General features: G+C 71.4%; 2 protein-coding genes. Both read left to right on the top strand.

Annotated elements, in window-relative coordinates:
• The first annotated feature begins 156 nt into the window (after positions 1-156).
• Positions 157-11,898: a non-ribosomal peptide synthetase gene (locus tag DMA15_RS31460; RefSeq protein ID WP_125516084.1), complete on the top strand. Its 11,742-nt coding sequence runs from the start codon at positions 157-159 to the stop codon at positions 11,896-11,898.
• Positions 11,895-13,157 carry a cytochrome P450 gene (locus DMA15_RS31455; protein ID WP_125516083.1) on the top strand — a complete coding sequence of 421 codons (1,263 nt, stop codon included), beginning with the start codon at positions 11,895-11,897 and terminating at the stop codon, positions 13,155-13,157. Before DMA15_RS31460 ends, DMA15_RS31455 begins: the two co-directional genes overlap by 4 nt.
• Positions 13,158-13,280 lie beyond the last annotated feature (123 nt).

Raw genomic sequence — 13,280 nt, 5'->3', positions numbered from 1 at the left:
CGGATTCCGCCACCTGATTCCGAGTTGTTTATCTGCCTCCTTTATCCGGTCGCGGAAAAGCTACCGTCGAAATCGCCACCCCCCATTCCTTTCTGCCCCGGCCGACCAGACCCCCAACGCCAATTGCACCTCGAAGAAGCCCAGGGAGCATGTGCAGTGAAGCAGTCACGCATCGAGGACCTTCTGCCGTTGTCACCGCTCCAGGAGGGGCTGCTCTTCCACGCGCAATTCTCCGAGGACGCGCTGGACGTCTACACGGTGCAGCTGGCGGTCCGTATCGAGGGCCCCGTCGACTTCGCGGCACTGCGAACCGCCGCGGCCGCGCTGCTGCGCCGGCACGCCGGCCTGCGCGCCGGCTTCCGCAGGCGCAAGAACGGCGAGCCGGTGCAGGTCATCCTCCGGGGCGTCGAACTCCCCCTGGAGGAGCTGGACTTCAGCGAGAGCCCGGCCGACGAGCAGCTCACCATGGTGAAGGAGTTCGCCGCACGGGACCGGGCACGGCGCTTCGACATGACCGACCCGCCGCTGCTGCGCCTGACCGCGATCCGGGTCGCTCCCGACGCCTTCTGGCTGATGCTCACCGGGCACCACATCCTGCTCGACGGCTGGTCGGCGCCCCTGGTCATGCAGGAGCTGTTCCAGCACTACCGCGCCGGCGGCGAGGACGCCTCCCTCCCGCCCGTCACCCCCTACCGCGACTACCTCGCCTGGCTGAAGAAGCAGGACAAGGACGCCGCCAGGGAGGCGTGGCGCTCGGCGCTCGACGGCGTGGACTCACCGACGCTGCTGGTGCCCGACGCCGACCCGAACACGGTGGTACCGCCGGAGGATCTGGTCGGTGAGGTGTCCGAGGACCTCACCCGCCGCCTGGGAGAGCTGGCCCGCCGCAGTGGCGTCACGCTCAACACGGTGGTGCAGAGTGCCTGGGGCGTGCTGCTCGGCAGGCTGACCGGCCGCACCGACGTGGTTTTCGGCGCGACCGTGTCGGGACGCCCCGCGGAAATTCCCGGCGTCGAGTCGATGGTCGGCCTGTTCATCAACACCCTTCCGGTGCGCGTTCAAATCGACCACGGCGCCTCCTGGTCGGAGTTGATGACGGCCGTCCAGCAGCAGCAGGCCGCGCTCTTGGACCACCACCACCTCCCGCTCTCCGCCGTGCAGGAGCCGACGAGGGTCGGCGGTGAGCTGTTCGACACCCTGGTCGTGTTCGAGAACTACCCGCTGGACTCGGCGGAGATGGTCGAGGAGACCGAGGGCCCGCGCATCACCGACGTCACCGGTCAGGACGCCACGCACTACCCGATCACCCTGTTCCCCACTCCCGGCCCCACCCTCCGCCTGCGCGTCGGCTACCGCCCCGACCTCTACGACCGCGGGCGCGCCCAGGAACTGCTCGACACCCTCTGCCGTTTCCTGGAGCAGATCGAGGCCGACCCCTCGCTCCCGGTCAGCCGCACGGAGGTGCTCTCGCCCTCGCGGCTGCGGACCGTCCTCACGGGATGGAACGACACCGCCGCCGAGATCCCCGTCGCCTCGGTGCCCGAGCAGTTCGCCGCGGCCGTCGCCGCCCACCCGGATGCCACCGCGCTCGTCACGGCGGGCACCGAACTCACCTACCGGGAGCTGGACGACCGCGTCAACCGCCTCGCACGCCTGCTCGCGGGGCTGGGTGTCGGCCCCGAGGTGCGTGTCGCGGTCGCCCTGCCGCGCGGCGCCGACCTGGTGGCGACGCTGCTCGCCATCGGCAGGACGGGCGGCGCGTACATCCCGCTCGACCCGGAGTATCCGGCCGAGCGCGTCCAGTACATCGTCGCCGACGCCTCCCCCGCCGTCGTCGTCACCGACTCCTCCATCACCTCGGTGCCGACCGCCGAGGGCGTCGCACGCGTGCTGCTCGACGACCCCCAGGTGCGCGCCAGTCTGGCCGCGCTGCCCGCCGAGCCCATGGCACCGGTGGCCGTGGCGGGCAGCCATCCCGCGTACACCATCTACACCTCCGGCTCGACCGGCAGGCCCAAGGGCGTGGTCGTCACCCGCGACAACCTCGCCAACTTCGTCGAGGACATGCGGGAGCGGTTCGAGGTGCGCCCGGGCGACCGGCTGGCCGCCGTCACCACCATCGCGTTCGACATCGCGGGCCTGGAACTGTACGTGCCTCTCCTCTCCGGCGCGGGCGTCGTGCTGGCCACCCGTGACGAGGTCATCGACATTCCGCGGCTGGCCGGGTTGCTGAAGGACACCGGCACCACGCTCATGCAGGCCACCCCCACCCTGTGGCAGGCTCTCGTCGCCCAGCACCCCGAGGCCCTCGACGGGTTGCGGGTCCTCGTCGGCGGTGAGGCACTGCCGACGGGTCTGGCGGACCGTCTCACCGAGCTGGCAGCCCAGGTGACCAATGTCTACGGCCCCACCGAGACGACCATCTGGTCCACCGCCGCCCGGATCGACGCGGTGGACGGCGCCCCGGTCATCGGCAGGCCCATCGCCAACACCCAGGTGTACGTGCTGGACGGCGGGCTCTCGACGGTGCCCCCCGGTGTCCCCGGCGACCTGTACATCGCGGGCGAGGGCCTGGCACGCGGCTACTTCGGCCGCCCCGGCCTGACCTCCGAACGTTTCGTCGCCTGCCCGTTCGGCGCGCCCGGCTCCCGGATGTACCGCACCGGCGACTTGGCGCGCTGGACCCCGGACGGCGAGCTGGAGTTCGCCGGCCGCACCGACGACCAGGTGAAGGTGCGCGGCTTCCGCATCGAGCTGGGCGAGATCGAGACCGTCCTGTGCGAACTCGCCGGGGTCGCCCAGGCCGCGGTGGTGGCGCGTGCGGACGGCGCGGGCGAGAAGCGTCTGGTCGCCTACACCGTGGCCGCTCCCGGCGCGCAGGTGTCGGTGCCCGAACTGCGCGAGGGCGTCGGCTCCCGGCTGCCCGAGTACATGGTGCCCGCCGCCTTCGTCACCCTGGACGAGCTGCCGCTGACCCCCAACGGGAAGACCGACCGCAAGGCACTGCCCGCCCCGGACTTCGGCGCGCTGGCCACCGCCGCCGGCGCCGGTCCCCGCACCCCGCAGGAGGAGATCCTCTGCGGCCTGTACGCGGAGATCCTCGACATACCGTCCGTCGGTGTCCACGACGACTTCTTCGCCCTGGGCGGACACTCCCTGCACGCCACCCGGCTGGTCAGCCGGATCCGCGTCGCCTTCTCCGTGGAACTGCCGCTGCGCCTGCTGTGGGAGGCACCCACCGTCGCCGAGCTGGCGGCCAGGCTGCGCGGCGCCGACGACGCCCGGCCGCCCGTGCTGCCCGTCGAACGCCCGGAGCACGTCCCGCTGTCGTACGCGCAGCGCAGGCTCTGGTTCCTCAACCGCTTCGAGCACGGTGCCGCCGCGCACAACATCAGCCTGGGCCTCCTGCTGCGCGGCGCCCTCGACGAGGACGCCCTGCGCGCCGCCGTACGGGACGTGTCGGTCCAGCACGAGGTGCTGCGCACCGTCTTCCCCGAGACCGACGGGGTGGCCCGGCAGTACGTCCTCTCCCCCGAGGAGGGAGCCGCCGAGCTGACCGTCATCGATGTCCTCGAACAGGACCTCGACAAGGTGATCGCCGAGCACGCCGCACGTGACTTCGACCTGTCGACCGAGACCCCGCTGCGTGTCTCGCTGCTGCGGATGGCCCCCGACCACAGCCTCCTGCTCATCCTGCTGCACCACATCGCGGGCGACGGCTGGTCGGCCGGTCCGTTGGCCACCGACCTCAGCGCGGCCTACCGGGCCAGATCCGCGGGCCGGGCCCCGGACTGGGAGCCGCTGCCGGTGCAGTACGCCGACTACACGCTGTGGAACTACCGGGTACTCGGCGAGGAGGGTGATCCCGGGAGCCTGGTCGCCAAGCAGCTCGACTTCTGGCAGCAGCGCCTGCGCGGCACCCCCGACGTTCTCGCGCTGCCCACCGACCGGCCCCGGCCGCCGGAGGCCGACTACACCGCCGACACCGTCGTGGTGGACGTGGACGCACGGCTCCACCGGGCGCTGACCGGTGTCGCCCGCAGGACCGGGACGAGCCTGTTCATGGTGCTCCAGGCCGGTCTGGCGTCCCTGCTGTCCGCGCTGGGCGCGGGCGACGACATCCCGCTCGGCTCGCCCATCGCCGGACGGAACGACCAGGCCCTGGAGTCGATGGTCGGGTTCTTCGCCAACACGCTGGTGCTTCGCACCGACACGTCGGGCGACCCGACCTTCCGTGAACTCCTCGATCGCGTACGCGAATTCAACCTCGCCGCGTACGCCAACCAGGAGGTTCCCTTCGAGCGGCTGGTGGAGCTGCTCAACCCGGAGCGCTCGCTGTCCTGGCACCCGCTGTTCCAGGTCTGGCTCAACGTACAGAACGCCGAGGCCTCGACCGGCGCCTCCGTCGGCATCCCGGGCATCGACGCCCAGGCATACCCGGTGCCCGTCAACGCCACCCAGTTCGACCTGGCCTTCACCATCAACGAGCTGGCCGCCGACGACGGCAGCCCCGACGGCCTGCGTGCGCTGATCGACTTCCGGCTCGACCTGTTCGACCGCGACACCGTCGAGGCACTCTTCGGCCGCCTGCTGCACCTGCTGGAACGCGTCGCGGCCGATCCGGACCTGCGGGTCGGGGACGTCTCGCTGCTCACCGACGGCGAGCGCGCGCTGATCTCGGCGGCCAACGACACCGCCCGCGCCGTCCCGCGCGGCACCTTCCCGGAACTGTTCGCCCGGCGCGTCGCAGAGGCGCCCGACGACCTCGCCGTCGTCTGCGAGGGCACCGAGCTGACCTACGGCGAACTCGACCGCAGGGCCAACCGCATCGCCCACGTCCTGCGCGAGGCCGGCGCACGTCCCGAGGGATTCGTCGCCCTGGCCCTGCCCCGCTCCGCCGACTGGCCCGCAGCGGTCCTCGCCACGCACAAGGCGGGCGCGGCCTATCTGCCGGTCGACCCCGCCTACCCGGCCGAGCGCATCGCGTACATGCTCGGCGACGCCGCCCCCGGGGTGCTCGTGACCACCCGTGAAATCGCCGCCACCCTGCCGGACACCGGCTCTGCCACCGTCCTCGTCCTCGACGACGAGGCCACTGCCGCCCGCGTGCACGCGTCGCCCGCCACGGCCCCGGCCGTCGCGCTCGACCCGCGCAACCCGGCGTATGTCATCTACACCTCCGGCTCCACCGGCAGGCCCAAGGGCGTCGTCGTCCCGCACTCCGGGTTCGGCTCCCTGCTCGTCGCCTACGTGGAGGCGCTCGGCCTCGGCCCCGGCAGCCGCGTCCTGCAGTTCGCGTCCCCGAGCTTCGACGCCGCCTTCGCCGAGTTGTGCAAGGCGCTGCTCTCCGGCTCGACGCTGGTGCTGGCGCCGCCCGCCCGGCTGGATCCGGGCGCCCCGCTCGCGGCGCTCCTCGTCGAACAGGGCGTCACCCAGGCGACCATTCCGCCCGCCGCGCTCGGTGTGCTCGCCGAGGACGAGGTGCCCGCAGGGCTGACCCTGCTCGTCGCGGGTGAGGCGACGCCGCCGGAGATCGCGGGCCGCTGGTCCGCAGGCCGTCGCATGGTGAACGCCTACGGGCCGACCGAGACCACGGTGTGCGCCACCATCAGCGGCCCGCTCGCGGGTGCCGTCGAACCGCCCATGGGCCGCCCCGTGCCCAACTCCCGGGTGTACGTCCTGGACGCGGCGCTGCACGACGTTCCGCCGGGCTCTCCCGGTGACCTCTACATCAGCGGTGAGGGCCTGGCCCGCGGCTACCTGGGCCGCCCCGGCCTGAGCGCCGAGCGCTTCGTCGCCGATCCGTTCGGCCCTCCCGGTTCGCGCATGTACCGCACCGGTGACATCGCCAAGTGGACCCGCGAGGGTGCGCTCCAGTTCCTCGGTCGCGCCGACGAGCAGGTCAAGCTGCACGGCTTCCGCATCGAGCTGGGTGAGATCCGCTCGGTGCTGCTGCGCCGGCCGGCGGTCGCCCAGGCCGAGGTGCTGATCCGCGAGGACCGCCCCGGCGACCAGCGGCTCGTCGCCTATGTGGTGACCAGGGCCGGTGCCGCCCCGCTCCAGGGCACCGACCTGCGGGCGCTGCTCGCCGCCGAACTGCCGGAGTACATGGTGCCCGCGGCGGTGGTGGTGCTGGACGCGCTGCCACTCACACCGAACGGGAAGACCGACCGCAGGGCACTGCCGGAGCCGGGCTACGCGACGGCCGCCGAGACGGAGGGGCCGCGCAACGCCCGCGAAGAGCTGCTGTGCTCGCTGTTCGCCGAGATCCTCGGCCTGGAGACCATCGGCGTCCACGACAGCTTCTTCGACACCGGCGGCGACAGCATCATGTCGATCCAGCTGGTCCGCAAGGCCCGCAACGCGGGCATCAGGCTGACCCCGCGCGACGTGTTCGAACACAAGACGGTGGCGGGCCTCGCCGAGACCACCGCCGACCAGGGCGCGGCGGGCGGAACCTCCCCCCAGGCCCCCGCCGCGCCCGAACCCGCGCCCGTGTCGGCGGGTGTCGGCGCACTGCCGCTGACGCCGATCATCCACTGGATGCGTGAACGGGGCGGGCGGGTCGACCGGTTCAGCCAGACCAACATGATCGTGGTTCCGGCCGAGCTGGGCGCGGACCGTATGGAGGCCGCGCTGCAGGCCGTACTCGACCACCACGACGCGCTGCGCATGAAGCTGACCCGCATCGGCGGAGTGGTGTGGAGCCTTGGGATTCCCGAGCCCGGAGCGGTCCGCGCCGCCGACTGCCTGCACCGCGTCGACCTGGCCGGTCTTGACGCCGAAGAGGCCCTGGAACGGATGGCGCAGGAGACTCGCGGCGCCTGGGACCGGCTCGACCCGGAGGCCGGGACGATGGTTCAGGCCGTCTGGTTCGACAAGGGTCCCGAGACCTCGGGACGGCTGCTGCTCAGCATCCATCACCTGGCCGTCGACGGTGTCTCCTGGCGCATCCTGCTGCCGGACCTCCGGCAGGCGTGGGCCGAGCAGGCCGACGGCGCGGTGGCCCGGCTGGACGCCGTCGGCACCTCGTTCCGCGAGTGGGCACAGCTGCTCACCGAGGCCGCCCAGCGACCCGAGCGGGTCGAGGAGCTCCCCTACTGGCTGGGAGCCCTCGCCGACCCCGGCCCCGCACTCGCCGACCGGCCCCTGGATCGCGGCCGCGACGTCACTTCGACGGCCGGACGGATCGTCCTCGAACTGCCCGCCGAGCAGACGGCGGCCCTGCTCACCACGGTGCCCGCGGCCTTCCACGCCCGGATGAACGACGTGCTGCTGACGGCGTTCGCGGTCGCCGTCGGCCAGTGGCGCGCCGGGCGGGACCGCGGTGACGGGCCGGTACTGGTCAATCTGGAGGGCCACGGCCGCGAGGAGCTTCACGACGGCATCGACCTGTCCCGTACCGTCGGCTGGTTCACCAGTCTCTTCCCGGTGCGACTGGACCCGGGCAGGTACGACTGGGACGAGTTCCGCTCCGGCGGAGGCGCCGTCGGCGACGTACTCAAGCGGATCAAGGAACAGCTGCGCGCCCTGCCCGACAAGGGCCTCGGATACGGGCTGCTGCGCCACCTCAACTCGCAGACCGCGACGGCGCTCGCCGGATTCCCCGATCCGCAGATCAGCTTCAACTATCTGGGGAGGTTCGCGGGAGTCGACGACGCCGACCAGGGCGGGCCGGCCGACTGGGGGCCGGCCCCGGAGGGCTTCGATCTCGACGGCGGCGGCGATCCGGACCGCCCCCTGGCGCACGCCATCGACGTCAACGCCATGACGCAGGACCTGCCGGACGGGCCGCGGCTGGTCGCGGACGTGTCCTGGGCGGGCGAACTCTTCGGCGAGGAGGAGATCCGGGAACTCGGCGAGCACTGGCTCACCGCGCTCACCGCGCTCGTGGCGCACGTCGAGCGCCCCGAGTCCGGCGGTTACAGCCCCTCGGACCTGACACTGGTTCCGCTCACCCAGCGGGAGATCGACGCGGTGGAGTCCGCCGCGACGTCCCGGCTGGAGGACGTCCTGCCGCTCACCCCCATGCAGGAGGGTCTGCTCTTCCACGCCCAACTCGACGAGGACCAGCCGGACATCTACACGGTGCAGCTCGGCATCGACATCGCGGGCGAGCTGGACACCGACCGGCTGCGCGCCGCCGCGGCCACCCTGCTGCGACGCCACCCCAACCTGCGGGCCGGCTTCCTTCAGCAAGGCCTCGGCCGCCCCGTGCAGATCGTCGTCGGCGACCTCGAACTGCCCTGGACCGAGCTGGACCTGACCCATCTGCCGGAAGCGGAGCGGGCGGCGCGGCTGGACGCGCTGATGGACGAGGACCGGGTGCGCCGCTTCGACCCGGAGCGACCCCCGCTGCTGCGCTTCACACTGGTGCGCATGGGTGAGGGTCTGGTCCGGTTCCTGATGACCAACCACCACCTGCTGCTGGACGGCTGGTCGGGTCCGCTCCTGGTGCGCGAGCTGTTCACGCTCTACGAGGCGGGCGGGGACGAGTCCGTACTGACGAAACCGACCCCGTACCGGGACTACCTGGAGTGGCTGGGGCAACAGGACAAGCAGGCGGCACGCGAGGCCTGGCGCGGTGTCCTGGCCGAAGTGGACGGCGCGACGCTCGTCGCGGCGGACGGCGGTGGTGCGAGCGGCGATGTCCCCGGTGATCTGCTCGTCGAGCTGCCGGAGGAGACCGTCGAGGAGCTGACCAGGCTGGTCCGCCACCACGGGGTCACACTCAACACCGCCATCCAGGCGGTGTGGGGCGTCGTACTCGGCGGGCTCACCGGCCGCGACGACGTCGTGTTCGGCGCGACGGTCTCCGGGCGGCCCGCCGACATCCCCGGCGTGGAGACCATGGTCGGTCTGTTCATCAACACCGTTCCGGCCCGCGTCCAGCTCCTGCCCGGCGACACCTGGGCCGGCCTGCTCGAGCAGGTGCAGCGCCGGCAGACCGCGGTGATGGACCACCACTACCTCGGGCTCCAGGACATCCTGCGACTGGTCGACTCGGACCAGCTGTTCGACACCATCGTCGTCACCGAGAACTTCCCGGTGGAGAACGCCGGGGCGCCCCAAGGGGAGGAGGGGCCACGCATCGTCGGCGGTTACGGCACGGACGCCAACCACTACCCGATCAGTCTGGTCGCCATGCCCGGCGCGACCCTGCGGCTGCGCTTCAGCTACCGCACCGACCTCTTCGGCCAAAGCGCCATCGAAGCCATCGGGCGGCGCGTGGAGCGGGCGATCCACTCCCTGATCGACGCTCCCGGACAGCGGCTCGACCGTCTCGATCTGCTCACGGCCGAGGAGCGCGAGGCGCTGCTCAACGGTTTCAACGACACGGCGGCGCCCGCCCCGAAGGCCTTGGTCCCCGAACTCTTCGAGACCCAGGCCGCCCGTACACCCGACGCCCCGGCGCTGCGGCTCGGAAACGGTGAGGAGGTCAGCTACGCGGCACTGAACACCGCAGCTGACCGGCTCGCCGACGAGCTGGCCGCCGCCGGAGTGGGTCCCGAGCGGCTGGTGGCGCTGGCGCTGCCGCGCTCGGCCGACCTGGTGACCGCCGCGCTCGCGGTCCTCAAGGCCGGCGGCGGCTACCTGCCCGTCGACCCGACCGACCCCGGCGACCGGCTGGAGTACGTACTCGCCGATGCCGCCCCGGTGCTCGTGCTGACCCGCTCGGAGATCGCGCCCGAGCTGCCGTCGACGTCCGCCCCGGTGCTCCTGCTCGACCAGCGGGACACCGACGCGGAAGGCATCGGACGCGTGATGCGTGACGACCGCGGCCCGCATGCCCAGAGCCCGGCGTACGTCATCTACACCTCGGGCTCCACCGGCAGGCCGAAGGGCGTGGTGATCGAGCACCGCTCGCTGGCCCAGTACCTCGACCACGCCATACACGCCTATCCGTCACTGCGTGAGCGGGCCCTGCTGCACTCGCCGGTCTCCTTCGACATGGCGGTGACCTCGCTGTTCGGCCCGCTGGTCAGTGGCGGCTGCGTGCACGTCGCCGAGTTGGAGCAACCCGCGCAGCAGCGCCTCCAGCCGCCGTTCCTCAAGGCGACCCCGTCCCATCTTCCGTTGTTGGCAGGCTCAGACCCGGAGATCTCGCCGGCCCGTGAACTGGTCGTCGGCGGGGAGCAGTTGCTCGGTGAGACACTCGCCGAGTGGCGCACCGGCCACCCGGGCGTGGCCGTCGTCAACGAGTACGGCCCGACCGAAGCGACCGTCGGCTGTGCCGTCCACCGGCTGGAGCCGGGTGACCCGACCCCCTCGGGTGCCGTCCCGATCGGCCGGCCCACACCCAACACCCAGCTGTACGTGCTGGACACGCGGCTGCGGCCCGCCCCGGCCGGCAGCACGGGCGAGCTGTACATCGGCGGTGACCAGCTGGCCCGCGGCTACCTCGGCAGGCCGGGACTCACCTCGTCCCGGTTCGTCGCCAACCCGTTCGGCGCGCCGGGCACCCGGCTCTACCGCACGGGTGATCTGGCCCGCCGACGCGCCGACGGCGGCCTGGACTACCTGGGCCGCGTCGACGAGCAGGTCAAGATACGGGGGTACCGGGTCGAACTCGGCGAGATCGAGGCGCGGCTGACCGCCGACCCGGCCGTCGGCCAGGCCGTGGTCGTCCTCAGGGACGACATCGGGGCCGGTCGGCGCCTCATCGCCTACGTGGTGCCCGCGGCGGGCGGCACACTCGACATGGCCGTCGTACGCGAGCGTCTCGCCGCCGCCGTGCCGGGCTACATGGTCCCGTCGGCGTTCGTGACGCTCCCAGAGATCCCGCTCAACGCCAACGGCAAGGTGGAGCGCAGGGCACTGCCCGTTCCGGACCACAACCCCCAGGACTGGACGGGCCCACGCAACCCCCGGGAAGAGATCCTCTGCGGCCTCTTCCGCGAGGTGCTGGGGCTGGACGTGGTAGGCGTCCACGACAGCTTCTTCGACCTCGGTGGCGACAGCATCATGTCGATGAGCCTGGCGGGCCGTATCCGCTCCGTGTTCGGCGCGAAGCTGACCATCCGCACCGTGTTGAGCGCCCCGACCGTCGCCGAGCTGGCCGAGCGGCTCGGCGGTGAGGAGGACGAGGACTCCTTGGAGGTGCTGCTGCCCCTGCGCACCCAGGGCACCCGGGCCCCCGTGTTCTGCGTACACGCCGCGGGCGGCCTGAGCTGGAACTACTCCTCCCTGCTGCGCCACGTGGACCCCGAACACCCGGTCTACGGACTGCAGGCCCGGGGCATCAACGGCACCGGCACCGTCCCCTCGACCCTGGAGGAGATGGCGGCCGATTACGTCGGCCAGATCCGCACGGTTCAGCCGACCGGCCCCTACGTGCTGCTCGGCTGGTCGTTCGGCGGACAGGTCATCCACGCGATGGCGGCGTTGCTGCAGTCCCAGGGCGATGAGGTGGCACTGCTCGTCAACCTCGACGAGTACCCCCTCGACCGCACCCTGCCGCAGCCCGACCGGACTCCGGACGAGCAGGACGCCCTGCGGATGATGCTCGACCACGTCGGCTACGACGTGGACGAGCTGGGCGACGGGCCGCTGGACCACGGTGAGGTGGCCGCCATGTTGCGTGCCCGGCAGTCCGTCCTCGCCACCCTCGACGCCGGCAACATCGCGGCGCTGGCGGCGGTGTTCGCCAACAACCGGCGTCTGTTCGAGGCCTACGAGCCCGCCCGCCACAGCGGGGATCTGCTCGTGCTGGTGGCCGAGGAGGAGCGGTCCGTGCCGGCCTCGGAACTCACCGCGCGTGCCGAGCTGTGGCGCCCCTTCGTCGGGGGACGCATCGAACACCGGGTGATCGGATGCGCCCACCCGCACATGTTGCAGCCCGAATCGGCCGCCGAGATCGGCCGGATCCTCAACGAGAAACTCCGGGAAATCAAATGACGAGCGTGCAGACCGCGGAAATCCAGCGAGAGATTCCGGCCGATCCGGCCGCGCTGGACCTGGTGAACCCGAAGACGTTCCTGGAAAACGACATGGCCGCCTACTGGCGCCGACTCCGTGCGGACCATCCCGTGTTCTGGCACCCTCCGACGTCGGAGCGGCGCGGCTTCTGGGTGGTCAGCCGGTACACCGACGTACAGGCACTCTTCCGCGACAACAAGCGGCTGACGTCCGAGAAGGGCAATGTCCTGGTGACGCTGCTGGCGGGCGGCGACTCGGCCGCGGGCAAGATGCTCGCGGTGACGGACGGCCGCCGCCACAAGGACCTGCGCAACGTGATGCTCAAGGCGTTCTCGCCGCGCGCCCTCGCCAAGGTCGCGGGCATCGTGCGGGAGAACACGCGCCGGCTGCTCGCCGAGGCGATCCACCGGGGCGAGGGCGACTTCGCGGCCGAAGTGGCCTCGGTGATTCCGATGACCACCGTCGGCGGTCTGCTCGGGGTGCCGGTCACCGACCATCCCTACCTGCTGAACCTCACCAAGTCCTGCCTCAGCTCGGACGAGGCGGACCAGGCGCCCGAGGAGGCGTTCCTGGCCCGCAACGAGATTCTGCTCTACTTCAGCGACCTGGTGGCCGAGCGGCGCGAGAACCCGCAGGACGACGTGATCTCCACGCTCACCCAGAGCGACATCGACGGGGTGCCGCTGACCGACCAGGACATCGTCTTCAACTGCTACAGCCTGATCCTGGGCGGTGACGAGACCAGTCGCCTGTCCATGATCGAGACGCTGTACTCGCTGAGCCGCGAGCCCGGCGAGTGGCAGCGCCTGCGCGACGGCGAGGTGGATCTGGAGACCGCCACCGAGGAGATCCTGCGCTGGGCGACGCCCGCCATGAACTTCGGGCGCCATGCCACGACCGATTTCGAGCTGCACGGTCAGCACATCAAGGAGGGGGACATCGTCACCCTCTGGCAGATGTCGGCCAACCGCGACGAGACGGTCTTCCCCGACCCTTACACCCTCGACCTGGCCCGTACCCCCAACAAGCACATCACCTTCGGTTACGGCCCGCACTTCTGCATCGGCGCCTACCTGGCCCGGGTCGAGGTGAGGGAGATGCTCGACGCCCTGCGCACCTTCAGCAAGGGTTTCGAGGTCACCGGGGAGCCGCGCCGCATCCACTCCAACCTCATGCAGGGCATGTCGTACCTGCCGATGCGATACGTCCCCGACGAGCAGGGCCTCGCCGCGGGCTGACCCGAAACCGGAATCCCATTTCCTCGATGGGAAGACTCAATTCTTTGCACTGTTGTTGTCGGCCCCGAAACACATCGGGGAGGCTGCGAACTGGCCGCATTTCCGTTCGGTTGATTGATCGAT

This window comes from Streptomyces sp. WAC 01529 (assembly GCF_003945545.1).
GTDB lineage: Bacteria > Actinomycetota > Actinomycetes > Streptomycetales > Streptomycetaceae > Streptomyces > Streptomyces anatolicus.
Note: the sequence above shows the minus strand (reverse complement) of the source record. Positions and strands in the feature narration are given on the sequence as shown.